The following is a 21,408-nucleotide window of genomic DNA, read 5'->3' as shown; positions in this document are numbered from 1 at the left end:
GGGCAAGGCCATCCTGACAAGATTGTCAGGAGCGGGTTGGGCAAGTGGAACGGCCGTCCTTACATGGACGTTGGGTTTCGATTGGGGCGTTGGGCAACTGGCCGGAGGTTGCCATGACCAGCTATGCCGAGACCATGACGACGCGCGACAATGTGCTCGGCGGCCGTGCAGGGATGGCCGCCGTTGCCGCCATGATCGCAGCTCTGTTCGCCGGCAGCACGGCGCTGACGCCGCTCTATATCATCTACAAGCAGGCGTTCGGCTTCTCGCAGATCACACTGACACTGGTCTACGCCGTCTATGTCGTCGGCAACCTCGGCGCGCTGCTGATGTTCGGACGCTTGTCCGACGGCGTTGGCCGCCGGCCGGCAGCACTGGCAGCGATGGCGGTGGCGGTGGCCAGCGCGCTGGTGTTCCTGCTGGCCGAGAATGTCGCCTGGCTCGATGTCGCCCGCATTCTGAGCGGACTTGGCATTGGCGTCGGTGCGGGAACCGGAACTGCCTGGCTTGCGGAGTTGATCGAGGGCGAAGACAAGTCGCGCGCGGCCGTCATCGCCACCAGCACCAATTTCGTCGGGCGCGCTGGTGTCCGGGCTTCTTGCCGAATACGCGCCTTGGCCGCTCAGGCTGACATTCGCCGTCTATCTGGCGATGCTTGTCGTGGTCACGCTGCTGATCTGGCGCACCCGCGAAGCGGTCTCGCGGCCGGGGAGGTTGGCCGATGTTTCGCTGCAGCCGCGGCTGTCGGTTCCGGCTGACATCCGCGCCGCTTTCGTAGCGCCGGCCGTCACCGGTTTCGGCGCCATGGCGCTGGTCGGCTTTTATGCGGCACTGGCGCCGAGCATCCTGGCGCAGCAGCTGCATGTGGCCAACCATGCCGAGGCCGGCGGGCTGTTCTTCGAACTGTCGATCGTTGCGGCCGTGACCATCCTAGGCACGACCAGACTGTCCAGCCGCGCCGGCATGCTGGCGGCGCTGGCGCTGATGATCCCGGCGGTAGTGCTGGTGGTTGCGGCGCAGATCTTTGCCTCGATGTCGCTGATGATTGCCGCCACCACCCTGTGCGGCGTGGCGGCGGCGCTCGGCTATCGCGGCGGCCTGCAAGTGGTGAGCCAGATCGCGCCCGCCGACCGCCGCGCCGAAGTGGTGTCGGCGTTCTTCATCTGCTGCTTCTGCGGCAATGCGCTGCCGGTGATCGGCATCGGCCTGCTGTCGAGTTGGACCAGCGCCGCCACCGCAAGCCTGGCCTTTGCCGGCATGATCACGGTCTTTTCGGTAATAGCACTGGGATTTGGCGCCAAATATGCGCGCTGAGCTTCAGTCGAGGTCCGCATCGGCTCGCTCAATCAGGCCATCGGCATTGAGGACGATCTTCAGAATACCGGTCTCGTGACCGAAATCTCCGGTGAAATCGAGACGGACATCCGCATGGACCTTATCTGTCGTTTCGATGGACAGAAGTTTACTCACCGTATGGTAGCCAACGAAAAACCGCTCGAGGTAAAGGCGTACGCCGTCCGTGCCGACGAACGCGTCTCCAACCGAGACGTCGTCGATAATGGCGTCGGGTGCAAACAGGGTGAGCGCACCGTCGATATTGCCGGCGTTGGTTGTCTCGATGAAAGTTTCGATCAGTTGCTGCATGGGACTGCCTCGCAAATTGCCTGACCTTAGGGTTACGGATGCTGCCAGCTCTTGTAGACGCCCTCGAGGCTGTAGCCGTCCGGGTCGAAGACGTTGGCGGCGTAGTAGCGGGGGTCGTAGTAGAGGCGCGCGGCCGGCTTGCCGTTGTCGCTGGCTCCCGCCTTCATGGCGGCGACGTAGAATTCATTCACCTCCGCCTCGCTTTTGGCGACAAAGCCGATGTGCGCCGATCGTGGATCGGCAGCCCCTTGCCGAAGCCAGAAAAAGATCCGGCCGTTCGCCCCGAACCCCTTGAGGTCGGGATGGCCTTCAGGCCCGTCCTTGCCGTCATAGTTGTGCACATGAGCGATGCCGAGCGGTGCGAGCGCTGCCTCGTAGAACGCTATCGAGCGGTCGATGTCGCTGACTGTGATGAAGATGTGGTCCAGCATTGCGCAGTCCTCCAGTTCAGATGATGTAGCCGCCGGCGACTTCGATGTTCTGTGCGTTGATCCAGCGGCTGTCCTCGGAAAGCAAGCCGGCAATGACGCCGCCGATCTCTTCGGGTTCGCCGACGCGGCCAAGCGCGGTCTGCCCGGCGAGCAGGGCCTCAAATTCGTCGTTCAGCCCACCGCCGAGCTCGGTCCTGATTGCACCGGGCGCGATGGAATTCGCCCTGATACCACGCTCGCCAAATTTCTTGGCCATGTAGCGCGTCAGAACTTCCAGGCCGCCCTTGAACGCGGCGTAGGGGGCGACACCGGCCGTTGCGACGCGGCTCGTGGCGCTCGTCATGTTGATGATATGGCCGCCATCTTCCATCAGGGGAAGCAAGATCTGGGTGAGGAAGAACGGCCCCTTGAGGTGAACATTGAACAGGCCGTCGAACTGCGCTTCCGTGACCGTCGAAATCGGATTGTAAAGACCGTATCCCGCATTGTTGACGAGGTAGTCGAAGGTCTGGCGGCCCCAGACTGCCTGGAGCAGTGCGGTGACTGCGTCCCTGAATTTGGGAAACGAGCTGATATCACCGACATCGAGCTTCAGCGCCATGGCCTTCCCGCCACGTGACGCGATCGCCGCCACGACCTCATCGGCCTTTGCCCGATTGTTGTTGTAGGTGACGATGACGCCCATGCCGCGCTCCGCGCATTTGAGTGCGGTGCTGGCTCCGAGGCCACGGCTGCCGCCGGTGACGATGACGATCTTCATATTGTTTTTCCTCATGTGTTCGGTGTGACCTGAAACTAGGTCGATCGTGGGTCGCGCACTCACCCGATCCTCTTCAAAGATTGCCTATTTCTGCTTTTAGCTTGTGCTGAAGCCGGGCATCCGTCAGAGTCGGACCATGGAACAGCAATTGCGGGAATTACGGGCTCGGGCCTCCAGGGCGGAAAACAGGCGCACGGAAACCGGTATTCCGCGTGTCGCCATGGTTCAGGGCGAGATTCCCGAACACCGGCTTGCCGCTGTCTACGATCCGATGGTCAACCTGATCCTGACGGGTAGCAAAACCATGACCGTCGGAGACCGGACGTTCCACTACGACCCGGCGACCTATTTCGTCATGTCGGTCGACCTTCCCGCGGTCGGTTCCGTACACCCCTCGGCCAAAGGAGAGCCGTATCTGGCCATCAGCCTGACGCTCGATCCCACAATCGTCGCCAGCCTCCTGGCCGATATCTCGAAGCCGTCCGGTGGGGGGCTTTATGCCCACGGTTTCTCGGTCGCTCCGGTGACGCCAGAGCTACTCGATGCCTGGCTGCGGATGATGCGTCTGCTCGATCACGCGGACGAGATCGCTGCGCTGGCTCCCGCCTATGAGCGGGAAATCCTGTTTCGTGTCCTTCGGGGACCACATGGCTGGATGCTGAGGGACATCGCGACCCCGGACACGGCGCTGTCGCGGATCAGCGTTGCGATCGACTGGATCAGACGGAATTTTGCGCAGGAGATCCGGGTGGAGGCGCTGGCGGAGATGGCGGCGCTCAGTGTTTCGGCGTTTCATCGTCACTTCAAGGCGGTGACGGCGCTCAGCCCGCTCCAGTATCAGAAGCGCATTCGTCTTCTCTACGCCCGGTCCCAGCTGATCGCAGGGCAGGGAAGTGCGACATCAATCGCTTTCAGTGTCGGTTATGAAAGCCCAAACCAGTTCAGCCGTGAGTATGCCCGGCTGTTCGGGCTGCCGCCTTCCCGAGACCTGGTGAAGGTGACTCAGAGCTTGCGGCGGCCTGGAAGTCAGTCAAATCACGCCGGCGCGCTGTAGCAGCTTCACCCGTTCGGCGTCTCGGGAGCCATGTTGGCGCGCTGGCGCGGGATGCCGAGGCCGGTGTCGGGCGGCTCGCCGGCTGCCGGCCGGTCCTCCATCATGTGCATGGTGCGCCAGTGGCCGAAACGATAGTAGGCGGCGGCCAGCAGCAGCGAGGTGATCGTGCCGGCCGGAAAGCTCCACCACAGCGCTTCCTGGCCGATGTAGCTCCTGAAGAAATAGGCAAAGCCGGTGCGTACCACGAGCACCGAGATCACCAGGATGATCAGCGGCGGCATGACCGCGCCGGTGGAGCGCACGGTGGCGAACAGCACGATGGTGACGCCGAACAGGATGAACGACCAGGAGGCGATCTTGTTGATGTGGGCGGCGATATCGATCGCGGTGCTGTCGCTGCTGAGGAACAGGCTGAGTATCGAGCGATCGAAGAACCACAGCAGCACCACCAAAGCGCCGGTGAGCACAAGGTTGAAGCCGACGCCGGAGGCGGCGATGCGGTCGATGCGATCCCAGCGCCCGGCGCCGACATTCTGCGCCGCCATGGAAGAGACCGCGGCGCCGATGGCGAGCGCCGGCATCTGGATATAGGTCCACAGCTGCGCGGCGATGCCGTAGGCGGCGGCGACTTGCGAGCCGTAGGAATTGACGATGCCCATCACCGTGAGAGCGGCCGCCGAAATCACGATCATCTGCAGGCCCATCGGCACGCCCTTGAAGACGACGATCCTGAGCAGCGCCGGGTCCGGCCGCAGCAAAGCGAGGTCGGCGCCGGCGATCCGCAGCGGATGCTTGCGTGCGTACAGCACGATGAGGATGGCGATCACGCTGATCGTCTGGCCGATCAGCGTCGAGGCGGCGGAGCCGGCAATGCCGAGCTCGGGGAAGGGGCCGATGCCGCGAATGAGCAGCGGGTTGAGCACGATGTCGAGCACGACGGCGAGCGCCATGAAGAAGAACGGCGTGCGCGAATCGCCGGCGCCGCGCAGCACCGTCATGACGAAGGACAGGAGGTTCATCATCGGCACGGCGACGAAGATGATGCGCAGATAGGAGCGCGCCAGCGGCAGCGCGTCGGCCGGCGTGCCGAGCGTGCTGAGGATGGCGTCGACCCAGATCCAGCCGCAGACCGCAAAGACGACCGAGACGAGGAAGAAGAAGGTGGCGCTGGTGCCGACAATGCGCCGCGCCTCGGGCAGGTCGCGGGCGCCGACCGATTGCGCCACCAGGATAGTCGCCGCCATGCCGATGCCGAACACCGTGCCGAGGATGAGGAACAGCACCAGATTGGCGTTGGACGTCGCGGTCAGCGCCGATTCGCCGAGGAAGCGGCCGACCCAGACGGCATTGATCGACCCGTTGAGCGACTGTAGCACGTTGGAGCCGAGCACCGGCAGCGCGAACAACAGCAGCGTGCGCGGGATCGGGCCGCTGGTGAGGTCGCCGGTGCGCCGGCGCGGTGGCATTTTTTCGTCCATGGCGGGCACCCGGCGCTGTCTCAGTCCGGTCGCAATGATCGCCGATCTGACCGACAAGGTCGATGCGGCATCGGAACATTCCGCTTTGCGTGCCTCGCGCCAATCAGGTTCTCAAAGCATCCGGAATGGGATATGGATCGTCGCCGCGTGGGGCCGCGAACCGGGGGGATCATGTCCGACAATCCGCTTTTCTCTGAGCGCCTGAACAGACGCGCGTTTCTGGGTGCATCCGCTTTGGGCGCGGCATCCATGGCGCTTTCGGCATGCACGACCACTGATGTGGTGGTCCCGCCAACACCGGCGCCGGCGCCCCCATCCGAGCCGGCTGTCGGCGATGCCGAAACCATGTATTCGGCGCGCGTCGACAAGGGGTTTTCATTGCCGGCAATCCCGATATCCAAGCTCGATCCGAAGTTCGTGCGCCAGATCGTGGACGATCCGACCGGAGAAAAGCCCGGCACCATCGTCGTCGATACGTCGGAGCACTTCCTCTATCTGGTGCGCGATGGCGGCAAGGCGATCCGTTACGGCGTCAGCCTTGGCAAGGCAGGTTTTGGCTGGACCGGCAGCGCCGTGGTCCAGGCGCGCAAGAAGTGGCCGGTGTGGACGCCGCCGCCGGAAATGATCCAGCGCCGGCCGGAACTGGCGAAATACAAGGATGGCATGCCGCCGGGACCGCAGAGCCCGCTCGGCGCTCGCGCGCTCTATCTGTTCCGCGACGGCAAGGACACAATGTACCGGCTGCACGGTACGCCGGAATGGGATTCCATCGGCAAGAACGCATCGTCGGGCTGCGTGCGCTTCATGAACCAGGACATCATCGACCTCTACAGCCGGGTCAACGGCGTCGCCCAGGTCTATGTGCGGCCGAACCTGTCGGCGGCCGGCAAGATCACCGCGGTGTCGAACAGGACCGCCGAGCCGATCGATGCCGGCGTGCCGAAGGACGCCGAGATCTTGAAGTAAGGCGTCAGCGATGCGCTGAGCGCCGACAAAAAAGGCGGACGCGCCAGCGCGTCCGCTTTTTTCTGTCTGTTGTCTTCGATTACTTCTTGGCGAGGCCCGGCAGCGTGACCTGATAGACCAGGAACATGGTGTCGACATCGGCGCCGTCCTCGGCCTTGTAGGGCGCGCCGACCTGAAAACCGTCCTGGGCGAGGAAGTCGTTGTCGTTGCCGACGAACAGGAAATAGTCATCGGGCAGCGCCGGATCGAGCACGCTGACCACCGACATCGCCTCCCACTTCTCCGACAGGTTGTTCTTGTCGTTCGGCTTGCCGTCATGCAGGCCGAAGCGGCCGAGTTCCTTGTTGTCGTTGATGTCGATGAACGGCGTCAGCTTGGCCGGGGCCACCGAGGGGTCGAGGACGCCCTTGGGCGCCAGCGGCTTGTCGGCGGCATCGAAGGCGCCGCCGGCGATGTCGGTCGCGGCCGAGACATCGACGACGAAGATCTGGCGCACCAGCGAGGTGTCGCCCTTCACGCCCTGGCCGTTGCCGCTGTCGCGCGCCAGCATCAGGAAGGTCTTGTCGGACAGTGCCACGATCTCGCTCTGTGCCGCGATCTTGGTCTTGCCCTTGTCGTCCTTGAACACCGGCAGCGGCACGACATATTCGTGCGCCAGCTTGAGGTGCGCCGGGTCGGAGGCGTCATAGACCAGCGCGCGGGTGTTCTGGCGCGTGGCGCCAGAATCGCCACCATCCTGGCGGGGGGCGGACTGCAGCACCGCGATCAGCGACTTGCCGTCTGGCGTCAGCGCCATGCCTTCGAGGCCCTGATTGTTCTGGCGGCCGGTCTCGGGATCCTTCGGATCGGGTTCGGCGGCACCGGGGCCTGGATTGTCGGAGGCGAAGTTCGGCGTGCCCTTGCGCATCGGCACCAAAGCGGCCGGCGGCTGCGTCGCCGACATCAGATGGCCGTCGGCCGAGAAGCGATAGATGTTGGGGCCGTATTCGTCGGAGATGAACATGGTGCCGTCGGGCAACCGCGCGATCGCCTCATTGTCGAGCGCCAGCTTGCCGTTGGCCTCGGGCAGGATCGGCATGTCGCCGCTTGCCGCGCGCACGCCGTTGAGCGGGTCGAGGCCGGTGGCGTCAGCGCCCTTGTCGTCGGTGAGCAGCAGGGAATCGGCAAGCGTTGCCTTGACGCCGGTCTGTTCCTGGCCGGCGGCGGGAGCAGCGCCCAATGCTGTCGGCGTGAACTCGATGCCGATGGTGTTGATGCGCGGCCGATAGTCGGTGGTGCCGACGACATTGTAGCCGCGATCCGGCAGCAGCCAGAGCGAACCCTTGTAGCCGTCGGCGCCACGCGTCCAGCCGGCGGTGTCGATCGACATGCCGGAGCCGGAGCCGAAGGTCTCGCCAAACTTGTCCTTCAGGTCGGCCGGGATGCGGCCGACGCCGACAAGGCCCTGTTGACAAAGCTGACACCGCCAACGGTGGCGGTGCTGTCGGCAAGGGCAGGGGTCAAAGCGGTAAACAGCGCCAATGCGGTGCCGAGCGACACGGTTCGGTGCGAGATTTTCATGGAGATCCTCTTTGTGACAAAGCCTTGAGCGGCGCAAAGGGCCCCGCATCGCATCGACGATGTCGCAAGCGCCCTCCCGCAAAGCGGTCTAGGACTCCAACATGATACTTGCGTGACAGGCGGGGCCTCTTCCTTCTCCCCTTGTGGGAGAAGGTGGATCGGCGCGTAGCGCCGAGACGGATGAGGGTGTTGGACGGAGTGCCGCCGTTGCCAAGCTGGAGCACCCCTCATCCGACCTCGCTTCGCGAGGCCACCTTCTCCCACAGGGGGGAGAAGGGAAGGGCGCACATCAATCGCTGTCGCGGGCGATCAGCTCCAGCGGCCAGACTTCGCGGATGATGCGCGGACCGTCCGGACCGGCAAAGGCCGGGATCGTCGCCAGCAGCATTTCGGCCAGCCGCCTTCCCATCGGTTCCAGCGCCGGGCGGAAGGCAGTCAGCGCCGGCGAGAAATAGCGGCAGAGCGGGGTGTCGACGATGACGGTCACGGCGATGTCGTGGCCCGGCCGGATGCCCATCTCAACCAGCGCCTTGCAACCGCCGAGCGCCATGGCGTCATTGTTGAAGATGATGGCCGTCGGCCTATCCTTTGCCAGCATCACGCGCGGCGTCACCTGGTAGCCACCGGCCTCGTTGATGAAGCCGTCGGCGATCAGCGCCGGATCGACCTCGATGCCGTGCCGTTTGAGCGCCTTGCGGTAGCCATCGAGGAACAGATAGCCAAAATTCAGATTGAGCGACGGGCGGATAGCGGCGATGCGGCGATGGCCGCGCGCCACCAGCCTGTCGACGGCATCGCTGCCGGCCTTTTCGAAATCGAGGTCGAGCGAGGGATAGGCCTTGCCGCCGCTGCGGCTGCGTCCGAGCGTGGCGAAGGGGAAGCCGGCCTCGAGCAGATAGTCGATGCGCTCGTCCTCGCGCCGCGTCCAAGCCAGCACCACGGCATCGGCGCGGCGGGTCTCGACGACGCGGCGCAGGCGCTCCTGCTGATAGTCGCCGGGCGCGCCCATCACCACGGTGAGGTCAAGCCCGCTTTCGGCAAGCCGGCCCTGCAGGCCGATAAGGAACGGGATGAAGAACGGTTCGCCATATTGCTGGTCGCCCGGATGCGGCTGCAGCATGAAGGCGATCGAATGGGTGGCGCCTTGCCGCAGACTGCGGCCGGACTGGTTGGGCGAGTAGTTCAGCTGCTTGGCTGCGGCCAGCACGCGCTGGCGGGTGTCGGCATTGACGTCGGCGCGGCCGTTCAGCGCCCGCGACACGGTGCCGATCGAAATGTTCAGGTGACGCGCAAGGTCGTGGATGCTGGACGCCAAAGGATAGTCTCCCCCTGCCTTGGCCGGAGCAATTCCAGGAAAAGTGCGAAGCGGTTTTCCGCCCGGAATTGCGTCAAAAACAAAGAGTTAGAGCGGCTCGCCGTTTTCGAAACGGCGAACTGCTCTAGCACCGGCTGCCGCTCAGGCCAAGGCTTCGGGATGATTTTTGCTGGCAGCCGATTGACATTCTACGCCATCGGGTGTGTTCTCGTAAACGTTTACGGGAAAACGTTTACGGTGACGCCGTGGATGCCGTGACATTCGGTCTGGAGGGACCGGACGGGAGGAATGCCGGATGATGAATGCCGTCCTCGTCGGCTGTGGAGCGATGAGCAAGGCCTGGCTCGAAGCCGCGAGGCAGATCGACGGGCTCGCCATTGTCGGCCTTGTCGATCTCGACGCCGAGCGGGCGAAGGCGAGGGCGCGCGAATACGGGCTCGACGGCGCCGTCATCGGAACTAATCTTGACGCTGTCCTCGACCAGACCAAACCGCAAACAGTGTTTGATGTCGTGGTTCCCGCCGCCCGGCGCGATGTCGCCTTTGCCGCCTTTGCCCACAATTGCCATCTGCTCACCGAAAAGCCGCTGGCCGACACCCCTGAAAATGCGCGCGCCATTGTTGAAGCGGCCCGCCGGGCAGGGCGCGTTCATGCCGTGGTCCAGAACCGCCGCTATGTCGCCAATGTCCGGCGCATCAGGCGGTTTCTCGACTCCGGCGCTATCGGCAAACCGACCAGCATTCACGCGGATTTCTTCGTCGCGCCGCATTTCGGCGGCTTTCGCGAAGAGATGGCGCATGTGCTGTTGCTCGACATGGCGATCCACACATTCGACGCCGCCCGCTACATGGTCGGCGGGGAGCCCGCCGGGGTCTTTTGCCAGGAATGGGAGCCGGCCAATTCCTGGTACAGGCAGGGCTCATCGGCCAGCGCCGTCTTCGATCTCGGCGGCGGCAAGGTCTTCACCTATGCCGGTTCCTGGTGTGCCGACGGCTTCCGCACCAGCTGGGAAGGCAGCTGGCGCATCGTCGCCGAGCGCGGCAGCGTGACCTGGGACGGCAGTGACGCGTTGAAGGCGGAGGCCGTAGTGCCGGGCCGCGATGGGATTTTCGACAAGACGCAAGCGATCGAAGTGCCGGCGCTCGATCCGGCTGACCGCGTCGGCGGCCATGTCGGCATCATCAGGGATTTCATCCACGCCATCGAGACCGGCAGCGAGCCGGAGACGCATGGCGCCGACAACATCAAAAGCCTGGCCATGGTTTTCGGTGCCATCGAAAGCGCCGAGACCGGCCGGCGCGTCGCCATCACAGAGGATGCACAATGACGCCGAACCCGCTTCTCGACATCCGCATCGGCACCATGGTGCGGGCCAATCTCGACGACCCTGCGGCTTACATCAAGCAGATCCTGCCGCTCGGCTTCGAGAGCATCCAGCCCTTCTTCTGGCAGACGCTGGGCGGCAAGGATTTGCCGCGGCTGGCCGGTGAGATTCGCGAGGCGATCGGCGATGCCGATGTCGCCGTGTCCTCGATCGGCGTGTTCGGCAATCCGCTCGAGGATGGCGAGGTCGATCGCGGCGTGCTCGCGGCCTGGGAAACAGTGATCGACAACGCGCATTTGTTCGGCGCCTCGATGGTCAGCGGCTTCACCGGCCGCCTACGCGGCAAGAAGCTGACCGACAGCCTGCCGCGCTTCCGCGAGGTGTGGGGGCCGCTGGCCAAACGCGCCGCCGACAAGGGCGTGCGCATCGCTTTCGAGAATTGCGCCATGGACGGCAACTGGGCCGCCGGCGACTGGAACATCGCCCACAATCCCGATGCCTGGGAACTGATGTTCAACGAATTGCCCGACGACAATCTCGGGCTGGAATGGGAGCCCTGCCATCAGCTGGTCTATCTCATCGATCCGCTGCCGCAGATCCGCAAATGGGCGCCGCGCATCTTCCACGTGCATGGCAAGGACGCGACGGTGCGCTGGGACGTGATCCGCGAGCATGGCGTCTTCGGCCGGCTGCCCTTCGTGCAGATGCGCACGCCGGGCTTTGGCGACAGCGACTGGACGCGGGTGATCGGCGAATTGCGGCTGGCCGGTTTCAAGGGCGCCATCGACATCGAAGGCTGGCACGACCCGGTCTATCGCGGCGACCTCGAAATCACAGGTCAGGTGCGCGGGCTGGAATACCTCAAGCAATGCCGGGGAGGAGCGACCTACCTGCCGAACCCGGCGTGAGAAGCGGCCGGCGGGAGGAGCCGGCCTGAACAGATTGCCAAGCACTGCTGAAAGCGAATGACGAAGCCCCTCGGCTCACCGAGGACAAAAGGGAGGAACGTGCATGAGCATCGCAATGAGAACGACACTTCTGCGCTCGACCGTCGTGGCCGCCGCCACCGCGCTCTGCGCCGCCATCTCCACTCTGCCGGCCCACGCGCTCGACGCCCAGTGGTGCAAGGATGTCCACATCCGCTTCTTCGTCGGTGGCGCCGAGGGCGACGCTTTCGGCACCATCGTCTATAATGGCGCCAAGCAGGCCGCGGCCGATCTAGGGCCGAAGGTCGACTACATCTTCTCCCAGTGGGACGTCGAGAAGATGGTGCAGCAATTGCGCGAAGCCGTCGCCGTGAAGCCCAATGGCATTGCCATGATGGGCCATCCCGGCGACGCCGCGATCATGCCGCTGGCCGAACAGGCGCATAAGGACGGCATCAAGATGATGTACCAGAACGTGCCGGTGCCGAAAGTGGTGGAAGCGTTCGGCGGCGGCTATGTCGGCGCCCAGCAGGAGCAGCAGGGCCGTGCGCTCGGCGCCGAGGCGTTCAAGCTCGGCAAGCTCAAGGCCGGCGACAAGGCGATCATGATCGGACCGTTCGAGAACGAGGCCCGCGGCGCGCGCGAGCGCGGCACGGTCGCAGCATTGAAGGAGGCCGGCGTCGAGGTGATCCAGCTGTCGTCACCGCCGAGCGGCGAATGGGCGTCCGACCCCAATCTTGCGATCCCGGTGATCACCGCGGCACTGCTCAACAATCCTGAAGTCAAGGCGGTCGGCTATCCCGGCGGCCAGATGCTCGGCAATGTCGCCACCTACATGCAGGCGGCGGGCAGGAAGCCCGGCGACATCTTCAATTTCGGCTTCGACACCAGCCCGCAGATCGTCGAGGCGTTCAAGGGCGGCTGGGTGCAGCTGACGGCCGACCAGCAGCCGTTCCTGCAGGGCTATCTGCCGATCCTCAGCCTTTGCCAGCAGGTGGTGCTGGGCCTGGCGCCGATGAATGTCGACACCGGCGCGGGCTTCGTCACGCCGCAGAATTACGAGATCGTCGCCGAGCTCGCCAAGCAGGCGCTGCGCTAACCTCCCAAGCTGTCGGCTGGGCTCAAGCCCGGCCGGCAGGACCGCTGGCGAGAATGCCGGCAAGCGACAATCAAGCGAGGATCGCATGGCCGAACGCATCATCGAACTGCGCGACATCAGCAAATCCTACGGCCAGGTCTATGCGCTGGGCGGGGTCAATCTCTCGGTCGATCGCGGCGAGGTGGTCGGCCTGATTGGCGACAATGGCGCCGGCAAGTCGACGCTGATCAAGATTCTGTCCGGCGTGGTCAAGCCGACCAGCGGCGAGATCCTGGTGCGCGGCAAGCCGGTGACCGGCTGGAGTGCAGCGCGCTCGCGCGACGCCGGCATCGAGACGGTGTTCCAGGACCGGGCGCTGGCGGTACAGCAGACCATCGTGCGCAACATCTTCATGGGCCGCGAACTCACCGGCTTCATGGGCTTTCTGAAGGTCAACAAGGAGATCGAGGAGGCGAGCCGGCTGATGCGCGAGATCGGCTTCACCTCGAAAGTGTTCACGCCGCATTCGATCGTCGGCCAACTCTCGGGCGGTGAACGCCAGGGCGTGGCGATCGCGCGCGCCATCTACAAGCAGGCCGAGCTGATTATCCTCGACGAGCCGACGACGGCGCTGTCGCTGACCGAGACCGCCAAGGTGTTTCATTTCGTGCGCCAGGTGCGGGCGAGCGGCCGCTCGATCCTGTTCATCGGCCACAACATCCACCACGTCTTCGACATTGCCGACCGCTTCGTGGTGATTGACCGCGGCAAGGTGGCGCTGACCGCCGACCGCAGTCAGGTCAAGTCGGCCGAAGAGCTGATCAACTTCATGGAAGACGTCGCGCATCCCGGCGGATTGCCCGGACTGCACGAGGCCGATGAGAGGGCAGCGCGATGAGCAAGACCATGGAACCCGATCTGCAGACCCCTCTCAGCAGCGGCGAGGCAGCCCGCACCGAGTGGAAGCATCCGTCCGACCACTGGCTGCGCGGCTTCGTCCTCGACAACCGCGCCGCGCTCGGCACGCTGGCCGTGTTCATCGTCATGATGGCGGCGTTCATGATTGCCAACCCGAAGGTGTTCACCACCTGGTATCTCTACAGTTCGGTGCTGACGACGCTTCCCGTTGCGCTGTTCGTGGTGGTGCCGCTGGTCTTCGTCGTCACCTGTGGCGAGATCGACCTGTCGTTTCCGGCAACGATGGGCTTTGCCTCCTGGGTCTTCGCGCTGGTGGTGCAGGCCGGCTACGATCCGTTCCTCGGCATTGCCGCGGCAATCGTCACCGGCACGCTGCTCGGCTTCCTTGTCGGGTCGCTGGTCGTCTATGGCGGGCTGTCGTCGCTGATCGCCACGCTCGGCATGAATTTCCTCCTGCGCGGCCTGATCCAGATCATCAACGAAGGCAAGTCGACGGCGCTGAGCGGTCTCAGCGACAGCTGGGCCTATGCCATCTTCTCCAGCCAGGTGTGGGGCATCCCGGTGCAGATCTTCTGGGCACTCGCCTTCGTCGTTTTGTCGGCAATGCTCTACAACCGTCACCGCTTCGGCGCGCAGGTCAGGGTGGTCGGCGACAATCCCGACAGCGCCCAGCAGATGGGCATCGACGTCAAGCGCGTGCGGGTGAAAGTGTTCGTCTTCGTCGGCATTGGTGCTGCGATCGCCGGCACGTTTTCGGTGATGATCAACTTCACCTGGTGGCCGACGGCCGGCGACGGCTATCTCTTGCCGGTGCTGGCCTCGGTGTTCGTCGGCGGCACGCCGACCTGGGGCGGCATCGGCACCGTGGCCGGTGGCGCCATCGGCGCGGTCACCGTGTCCTTCATCCAGACCGGCGTTGTGGCGGCGGGCTTGAGCGGCTTCTATGTGCAGTTCTTCAACGGCCTGATCATCATCCTGTCGCTGCTGGGGCACAAGTGGAACCAGGCAAGGTATCGGTGAGGGACTGTTCGGCTGTGCGGCAGGCAGGATCAAAACCTTCACCGAAGGGGTTAGCGATCGAGAGATTCTGGAAACGATGGTTGAGGCTCTTTGCCCAGTCGAAGGATCACTTAGGATGGATTTGGCTCCTATGACGTGCGCACCACTTTTTGATGAACACCACACCACGTTTTCGCGGGAGCGGTATGGAGCCGTCTGAAATCAGGGAGACATCTGGAAGCGGTTGAGGCAGCACGTCGCCAACGATGTGTGAAACCCGCCTGATCAGTGGCCACACAATATTATACATAATCTGCCATAAAAAATTGACCCCAATTCCATAATGGTGCATACCACGCCTGCTGCACCTGATGCGGCGGCAGATGAGGGAATGAATTATGGAAATACGGGCAGACATCGGCCCGATTGAAGCTGTTCGCAGGTTCATCACGGCCAATCCTACGGGAACGAAAGCGCAGCTGATCGAACAGCTCGGCGAAACTTACAACCACGGCACTCTCAGCACGCAATTTGCAAAGCAATCGCGGGAGATCGCGGCCAAGCTTGCACCGGCTCAGCCTGTCGACAAGATCAGCCGTACAAGATGGTTTGATACGATCACCGACGCGCTCAACGATACGCCTGTGCCTCACGGCTGGCGTATCGAGGCCAACGAAATCAACATTTCATCAAACAAGGTGCGGATCGAATTCGTCCTGGCCAAACAGCACAAGGAAGACGACGACATGGATATTCGAGATATAGACTTCGACGCGATCAAGGCCAATTTCACGCCCGCCACCGAAACAGCAGATGCCATCGGTGCTTTCGATGCCTGTGATGCCTTCAATTTCAGAGTAAAAGACATGTCAATTGGTCGCCGCATTCAGACAATCGTGTCTCGTATCGGTGTCAAGGAACACACCGCAAGATGCCAGACCATTCGATATTATATGGCGACGGTTGTGCGCGGCATGACTGGCGATGGCATCAAGACGGAAATGACGCGGAGTGGCAAATACTCTTCGCATGTTGGCGTCGATACCAAAGGCGTTGACGGACCCGCCGAGAGCATCCCTAATCTCAATATTGTGTTCTGATCGACCACAGCGACTGTACGTCATCGGTCAGCGCGTACACCTTGACGGCGTGCCAGTTATAGTGAAGCCAACAAAGCAAAACGCCGTTTTATGAATGCCCTTCAAGTTATGGATGGACGGTTTACAGAGGAATTGGGGATCGACCGTCGGACGCTTCATTACGTGTTCAGAGAAATGATGCCACTAGTCGATATGATAGAAGTTGATGACGGTGATCGTGCCGACAAAAATCAAAGAAAACGAGTTACCGGCATTACCGATGTCGAGATCGAGTAGCGTCAAGCTCTCACACCACCGCGACAAACCCGTCCAGCACGCGTTTCTGGCCGGCCTTATCGAAGTCGATGGTCAGCTTGTTGCCTTCGATGTTGGAAATGTTGCCGTTGCCGAATTTCTGGTGGAAGACGCGGTCGCCGACGCTGAAGGGTGACGGTGTGTCGGCAACGGATTTGGCGACCAGTTCGCCGTCGATGGTGCGGCCTTTGACCGAGGTGCGGCCGGCGCCGTATCCGGAGTCGGTCTCGCCATAGCCAATGCGCTCGACCTGGTGGCCGGAGCGCGAACCCCAGTTGCGGTCGGTTGCCTCGGTGCGATTGGCCTGGGCGCGCTGCCAGCCGGGCGTGGCATAGGTGTTGGAGAAGGCGCCGGATTTTTCCGCGCCGACATTGTCGAAGCGAGAGGCGCCATAGGGGTTCTGCCGTCCTGCCCCCTGGCCGCCACGGCCGGAGGCGAACGAGCCGCCGCCATAGGAATTGCCGTAGCCGCCGTAGGAGTTGCCGCTTTCGGCAATCTCGACATGGGCGTTCGGCAACTCTTCGAGGAACCGCGACGGGATGGTCGACTGCCACAGGCCATGGATGCGGCGGTTGGAGACGAACCACAAATGCAGGTTCTTCTTGGCGCGGGTCAGGCCGACATAGGCGAGGCGCCGCTCCTCCTCCAGGCCGGAGCGGCCGCCTTCATCCAGCGCGCGCTGATGCGGGAACAGGCCTTCCTCCCAGCCCGGCAGAAAAACCGTCTCGAATTCGAGGCCCTTGGCCGAATGCAGCGTCATGATGTTGACGGCGTCGAGCTCGGCGTTCTGCTCGGCGTCCATGACCAGCGCGACATGTTCGAGGAAAGAGCGCAGCGATTCATACTCCTCCATGGAGCGGATCAGTTCTTTCAGGTTCTCCAGCCGGCCCGGCGCTTCGACCGAGCGGTCGTTCTTCCACATGTCGGTGTAGCCGCTCTCCTCCAGAATGGTCTCGGCGAGTTCGGTGTGCGGCGTGGTTTCCAGCGCCTTCTGCCAGCGCTCGAAATTGGCCGCGACTTCGCGCAAGGCGGCGCGCGGTTTCGGCTTCAGCTCGTCGCTTTCGGCGAGCTTGGCGGCGGCTTCCAGCATCGGGATGCGCAGCGCTCGCGCCGTGTCGTGGATCTGGCGGATGGTGGCTTCGCCCAGGCCGCGCTTCGGCACATTGACGATGCGCTCGAAGGCGAGGTCGTCGGCACCTTGCGCGACGACGCGGAAGAAGGCCAGCGCGTCGCGAATTTCCATGCGCTCATAGAAGCGCGGGCCACCGATGACGCGGTAGTTGAGGCCAAGCGTGACGAAGCGGTCTTCGAATTCGCGCATCTGGAAGGACGCGCGGACCAGAATGGCCATGTCGTTGAGCTTGTGCTTGGCGCGCTGATAGGTCTCGATGGTTTCGCCGACGGCGCGCGCCTCCTCCTCGGAATCCCAGGCGGCGTGGACATGCACCTTCTCGTCGTCCTCGGCGACCTTCTCGGTGAACAGCGTCTTGCCGAAACGGCCCTCATTGTGGGCGATAAGGTGCGAGGCGGTGCCGAGGATGTGCGCGGTCGAGCGATAGTTGCGCTCCAGCCGGATGATGGTGGCGCCGGGGAAATCCTTGTCGAAGCGCAGGATGTTGTCGACCTCGGCGCCACGCCAGCCATAGATCGATTGGTCGTCGTCGCCGACGCAGCAGATGTTTACGGGGGCGCGGGTTTCGGCCGAAGAGCGCCCAATCTCCCCCCTTGTGGGGGAGATGTCGGCGGAGCCGACAGAGGGGGGCGCTGTCCCGCCGGCATTTGCATTTTGATTATCAGAGACGCCGCGATCCTTCGCGCCCCCCTCTGTCCTGCCGGACATCTCCCCCACTTGGGGGGAGATCGGCTTGCCGCCGGCGTTCGCGCTTTTTCCCACACCTTCAGGCCGTTGCGCCAGCAAGCGCAGCCACATGTATTGCGCGGTGTTGGTGTCCTGGTATTCGTCGACGAGGATGTATTTGAAGCGCTTGTGGTATTCCTTGAGCACGTCCGGGTTGGCGCGGAAGATGCGGATCGGGTGGCAGAGCAGATCGCCGAAGTCGCAGGCGTTCAGCGTCTGCAGCCGTTCCTGATAGGCCTTGTAGAGCTCGCGGCCCTTGCCGTTGGCGAAGCTGCGCGCGTCACCCTCGGGAATGTCGGCAGGGCCGAGGCCCTTGTTCTTCCAGCCGTCGATCATCTGGGCAAATTGCTTGGCCGGCCAGCGCTTGTCGTCGAGGCCTTCGGCCTGGATCAGCTGCTTGATCAGCCGCACGACATCGTCGGTGTCGAGGATGGTGAAATCGGATTTCAGCCCGGCCAGCTCGGCATGGCGGCGCAACAGTTTTACGCCGATCGAGTGGAAGGTGCCGAGCCACGGCATGCCCTCGACGGCCTCGCCGACGAGATGGCCGATGCGCTGCTTCATCTCGCGCGCGGCCTTGTTGGTGAAGGTCACGGCCAGGATCTGCGACGGGAAGGCCCTGCCGGTGGCGAGGATGTGAGCGATGCGGGTGGTCAGCACGCGCGTCTTGCCGGTGCCGGCGCCGGCCAGCACCAGGACCGGACCTTCGGTGGTTTCGACCGCCAGCCGCTGCTCGGGGTTGAGGCCGCTGAGATAATCGGGCGCGCTGTTGTGGCCGCTGCGGGCGGCCATGGCGCGCGCAGCTATGCCCGACGGGGCCGCGGGCCGCGCATTGGGTTCGTCAAAAAAAGGCATGTCTTCCGAAAAGCCGGACATCGCCCCCGAATGTAGTGATTCGGTGGCGAAAGACCAGAAGTGTCTACGTTTTGTTCCGGTTTGGAAGCCAGATTCCCGGGCGCTGTGCGAATATTATCGCCCCGGCGCCCGGTGGCCTGTGCAAAACCTCTCGGCCTGCCTGCTTGGCTGCAGCCCGCATCCGCTCGCCGATCTTGTCGGCGACATGGAAGGCATCTCGCGCCGCGCCATGGATCATGGTGGACGAGGTCGAGTGCTGGAAATGCAGGCCGCAGACATAGAGGCCGATCGCCCAGGTGCCGACCGAGATGGTGGTTGCGCATGTCCAGCGCGCGACCGGCCAGAATCTCATGGATGTGCTGCAGCGCTGAGCCGGCGCGAAAGGATCAGAAGCACCATTGTTCTCAACCTGCGCGGTCAGCCTTGCTTGACAGGCACGGCGGGCGGGAGAAAGTTGTACCCTCGGGGGCAGGGACGGGATGCCGGCTACCCATGGCCGCGTCGCGGAACGCGCATCAGTCGAAGGAGTATCGTCTTGGCTGTCGTCCTCACCTCCCTCATCCTGTTCCTCATCGGCCTGGCACTTGGCGGCGGCGGCATCCGGCTCGTGATGCTGGGCGGCAGCTGGTACTATGTCATCACCGGTCTCGCCTTCCTGATCACCGCCTGGCTGCTCTTCCGGCGCAAGTCGACGGCGCTGTGGCTTTACGCGGCGATCGTGATCGGCACGCTGGCCTGGGCGGTGTGGGAAATCGGCTTCGACTGGTGGGAACTGGGCCCGCGCGGCGGCGTCATCGTGCTGCTGGCGCTGTGGCTGCTGACGCCATGGGCAAGGCGAGGACTGACCGGCCCCGATGCGCGCGCGCCGCTCATCCTGGCGGTGCTCGCCTCACTCGCGGTGGCCGGCTATTCGATGACCGCCGACCCCAAGGACATTGCCGGCGACCTCAGCGCCGACAAGGTAACGCCTACCGCCGATCTCGGCGGCAATGTGCCTCCCGGCGAATGGCACTTCTACGGCCGCACGCCGTACGGCCAGCGCTATTCGGCGCTCGATCAGATCACGCCTGACAACGTTGCCAAATTGCAGCCGGCCTGGACCTACCAGACCGGTGACGTGAAGGGTCCGGATGACATCGGCGAGACCACCTATCAGGTGACGCCGCTGAAGATCGGCGACGCGCTGTACATCTGCACGCCGCATAATTTGGCCATCGCCGTCGATGCCGCGACCGGCAAGGAGAAATGGCGCTTCGACCCCAAGATCAAGCTCGACAAGGACCGCCAGCATCAGACCTGCCGCGGCGTGTCTTACTATGCCGATGCCAACGCCGCCGGCCAGCCTTGCGCGGCGCGCGTCTATCTGCCGACCTCGGATGCGCGCCTGATCGCGCTTGATGCCGCCAACGGCCAGGTCTGCCCGTCCTTCGCCGAAGCCGGCACGCTGAACCTTCTGACCGGTATGCCATACCCGAAGTCGGGCTATTATTATTCGACCTCGGCGCCGCTGATCGTTGCTGGCAAAATCATCGTCGGCGGCGCGGTCAACGACAATTATTCGACGCAGGAACCGTCCGGCGTCATCCGCGCCTTCGATGTCGACACCGGCGCCCTGGTGTGGAACTGGGATTCCGGCAATCCGGAGCAGACGACGCCCTTGGCGGCGGGCCAGACCTACACCGCCAACTCGCCCAATATGTGGTCGACGCCGAGCGCGGACGAGAAGCTCGGCCTGCTCTATGTGCCGCTCGGCAACCAGACGCCGGACCAGCTCGGCGCCGGGCGCAGCGCCAATGTCGAGAAGTTTTCCTCGTCGATCACCGCGCTCGATCTTGCCACCGGGCAATTGCGCTGGGTGCGGCAGACCGTGCATCACGACCTCTGGGACATGGACGTGCCGGCGCAGCCGACGCTGGTCGACATCACCACCGCTGCCGGCGTTGTGCCGGGACTGGTCGGGCCGACCAAGCAGGGCGACCTCTATGTGCTCGACCGGCGCAGCGGCGAGCCGATCATTCCGGTCAAGGAAGTGCCGGCGCCGGGTGGCGCCATCGAGGGCGACCATGCCTCGCCGACGCAGCCGTCTTCGGATCTCTCCTTCAATCCGCAACCGCTGACTGGCGCCGACATGTGGGGCATCACCATGTTCGACCAGCTGGCCTGCCGTATCGCGCTGAAGAAGCTGCGCTATGAGGGCCGCTACACCCCGCCTTCGGTGCAGGGATCGCTGATCTATCCCGGCAATTTCGGCGTCTTCAACTGGGGCGGCGTCGCCGTCGATCCAGTCCGCCAGGTGATGTTCGGCATGCCGACCTATCTCGCCTTTACCTCCAGGCTTGTGCCGCGCGCGGATGTGCCGGCGCCGAGCGACAACACCAAGGGCAGCGAGCAAGGGCTGAACCGCAATGAGGGCGCGCCCTATGCGGTGGTGATGGGGCCGTTCCTGTCGCCGCTAGGCATTCCCTGCCAGGCGCCGCCATGGGGCTACGTCGCGGGAGCGGATCTGCGGACCGGCAAGATCGCCTACAAGCATCGCAACGGCACCATCTACGACATGACGCCGTTGCCGCTGCCGCTGAAAGTCGGCGTGCCGGGCATTGGCGGACCGATGATCACCGCCGGCGGCGTCGCCTTCTTGGGTGCGGCGGTCGACGACTATCTGCGCGCCTATGACGTGACATCTGGCAAGCAGCTTTGGCAGGCGAGGCTGCCGGCCGGCGGGCAATCGACGCCGATGACCTACACGGTCGCAGACGGCCGCCAGTTCGTGGTCATCGTCGCCGGCGGCCACGGCTCGGTCGGCACCAAGCCGGGCGACTATGTGATGGCGTATACGCTGCCGAAGTAA

16 protein-coding genes and 2 pseudogenes are annotated in these 21,408 nt (G+C 63.8%); 10 read left to right on the top strand and 8 right to left on the bottom strand.

Translation table 11 applies throughout. The annotated features are described in order from the left end of the window. Nucleotides 1-113 precede the first annotated feature (113 nt). A pseudogene (locus tag AC1DYO_RS07280) lies at nucleotides 114-1,314 on the top strand (MFS transporter). A gap of 3 nt (nucleotides 1,315-1,317) precedes the next feature. Here AC1DYO_RS07280 and AC1DYO_RS07275 read toward each other — a convergent pair. The 3 genes from AC1DYO_RS07275 to AC1DYO_RS07265 are packed head-to-tail and all read right to left on the bottom strand — an operon-like array spanning nucleotide 1,318 to nucleotide 2,835. Then, the gene (locus AC1DYO_RS07275; RefSeq protein WP_477261738.1) at nucleotides 1,318-1,644 is read right to left on the bottom strand and encodes a nuclear transport factor 2 family protein; all 327 of its coding nucleotides are present in this window, start codon (nucleotides 1,642-1,644) and stop codon (nucleotides 1,318-1,320) included. 32 nt (nucleotides 1,645-1,676) lie between these two features. After that, nucleotides 1,677-2,075, bottom strand: a complete 399-nt coding sequence (locus AC1DYO_RS07270; protein WP_477261736.1) for a VOC family protein — start codon at nucleotides 2,073-2,075, stop codon at nucleotides 1,677-1,679. A gap of 16 nt (nucleotides 2,076-2,091) precedes the next feature. Continuing rightward, nucleotides 2,092-2,835, bottom strand: coding sequence for an SDR family NAD(P)-dependent oxidoreductase (locus AC1DYO_RS07265; protein WP_477261734.1), 744 nt, complete (start codon nucleotides 2,833-2,835; stop codon nucleotides 2,092-2,094). 136 nt (nucleotides 2,836-2,971) lie between these two features. On the opposite strand from AC1DYO_RS07265, the gene AC1DYO_RS07260 reads away from it, so the two are divergent. Next, nucleotides 2,972-3,889: an AraC family transcriptional regulator gene (locus AC1DYO_RS07260; RefSeq protein ID WP_477261732.1), complete on the top strand. Its 918-nt coding sequence runs from the start codon at nucleotides 2,972-2,974 to the stop codon at nucleotides 3,887-3,889. Nucleotides 3,890-3,894: 5 nt separating this feature from the next. Here the strand turns inward: AC1DYO_RS07260 and AC1DYO_RS07255 are convergent, their stop codons facing one another. Then, nucleotides 3,895-5,367: an MATE family efflux transporter gene (locus AC1DYO_RS07255; protein WP_477261730.1), complete on the bottom strand. Its 1,473-nt coding sequence runs from the start codon at nucleotides 5,365-5,367 to the stop codon at nucleotides 3,895-3,897. A 171-nt stretch (nucleotides 5,368-5,538) separates the two neighbouring features. Between AC1DYO_RS07255 and AC1DYO_RS07250 the strand changes: the two genes are divergently transcribed. Continuing rightward, nucleotides 5,539-6,333: a L,D-transpeptidase gene (locus AC1DYO_RS07250; protein ID WP_477261728.1), complete on the top strand. Its 795-nt coding sequence runs from the start codon at nucleotides 5,539-5,541 to the stop codon at nucleotides 6,331-6,333. A gap of 79 nt (nucleotides 6,334-6,412) precedes the next feature. Here the strand turns inward: AC1DYO_RS07250 and AC1DYO_RS07245 are convergent. Both AC1DYO_RS07245 and AC1DYO_RS07240 read right to left on the bottom strand, forming a co-directional pair. Then, a pseudogene (locus AC1DYO_RS07245) lies at nucleotides 6,413-7,893 on the bottom strand (esterase-like activity of phytase family protein). Between the two features lie 289 nt (nucleotides 7,894-8,182). Continuing rightward, the gene (locus AC1DYO_RS07240) at nucleotides 8,183-9,208 is read right to left on the bottom strand and encodes a LacI family DNA-binding transcriptional regulator (protein ID WP_477261726.1); all 1,026 of its coding nucleotides are present in this window, start codon (nucleotides 9,206-9,208) and stop codon (nucleotides 8,183-8,185) included. Between the two features lie 295 nt (nucleotides 9,209-9,503). Between AC1DYO_RS07240 and AC1DYO_RS07235 the strand changes: the two genes are divergently transcribed. The 6 genes from AC1DYO_RS07235 (at nucleotide 9,504) to AC1DYO_RS07210 (ending at nucleotide 15,553) form a co-directional block, all read left to right on the top strand. Continuing rightward, nucleotides 9,504-10,535 (top strand): Gfo/Idh/MocA family protein, encoded by a 1,032-nt coding sequence (locus tag AC1DYO_RS07235; protein ID WP_477261724.1) that lies wholly within the window; start codon nucleotides 9,504-9,506, stop codon nucleotides 10,533-10,535. Further along, nucleotides 10,532-11,440, top strand: a complete 909-nt coding sequence (locus AC1DYO_RS07230; RefSeq protein ID WP_477261722.1) for a sugar phosphate isomerase/epimerase family protein — start codon at nucleotides 10,532-10,534, stop codon at nucleotides 11,438-11,440. Before AC1DYO_RS07235 ends, AC1DYO_RS07230 begins: the two co-directional genes overlap by 4 nt. 103 nt (nucleotides 11,441-11,543) lie before the next feature. Next, the gene (locus AC1DYO_RS07225; RefSeq protein WP_477261720.1) at nucleotides 11,544-12,557 is read left to right on the top strand and encodes a substrate-binding domain-containing protein; all 1,014 of its coding nucleotides are present in this window, start codon (nucleotides 11,544-11,546) and stop codon (nucleotides 12,555-12,557) included. An 85-nt stretch (nucleotides 12,558-12,642) separates the two neighbouring features. Next, on the top strand, nucleotides 12,643-13,434 hold the full coding sequence (locus AC1DYO_RS07220) for an ATP-binding cassette domain-containing protein (protein WP_477261718.1): 792 nt from the start codon (nucleotides 12,643-12,645) through the stop codon (nucleotides 13,432-13,434). Beyond that, a complete protein-coding gene (locus AC1DYO_RS07215; RefSeq protein ID WP_477261716.1) occupies nucleotides 13,431-14,474 on the top strand; it encodes an ABC transporter permease in 1,044 nt (347 codons plus the stop codon). Before AC1DYO_RS07220 ends, AC1DYO_RS07215 begins: the two co-directional genes overlap by 4 nt. A 377-nt stretch (nucleotides 14,475-14,851) precedes the next feature. Further along, complete coding sequence (locus AC1DYO_RS07210; RefSeq protein WP_477261714.1) at nucleotides 14,852-15,553, top strand: hypothetical protein; 702 nt, start codon at nucleotides 14,852-14,854, stop codon at nucleotides 15,551-15,553. A gap of 286 nt (nucleotides 15,554-15,839) precedes the next feature. Here AC1DYO_RS07210 and AC1DYO_RS07205 read toward each other — a convergent pair whose 3' ends face one another. Continuing rightward, nucleotides 15,840-18,581: an ATP-dependent helicase gene (locus tag AC1DYO_RS07205; RefSeq protein WP_477261712.1), complete on the bottom strand. Its 2,742-nt coding sequence runs from the start codon at nucleotides 18,579-18,581 to the stop codon at nucleotides 15,840-15,842. Between the two features lie 43 nt (nucleotides 18,582-18,624). Then, nucleotides 18,625-18,912, bottom strand: a complete 288-nt coding sequence (locus AC1DYO_RS07200; RefSeq protein ID WP_477261710.1) for a hypothetical protein — start codon at nucleotides 18,910-18,912, stop codon at nucleotides 18,625-18,627. Nucleotides 18,913-19,095: 183 nt separating this feature from the next. Here AC1DYO_RS07200 and AC1DYO_RS07195 point away from each other — a divergent pair, with 183 nt between their 5' ends. After that, on the top strand, nucleotides 19,096-21,408 hold the full coding sequence (locus AC1DYO_RS07195; protein ID WP_477261708.1) for a glucose/quinate/shikimate family membrane-bound PQQ-dependent dehydrogenase: 2,313 nt from the start codon (nucleotides 19,096-19,098) through the stop codon (nucleotides 21,406-21,408).

The sequence above is a fragment of the Mesorhizobium sp. P2_F5 genome, assembly GCF_056403715.1.
The sequence above is the reverse complement of the archived record's forward strand: the minus strand, read 5'-3'. Positions and strand labels throughout refer to the sequence as shown.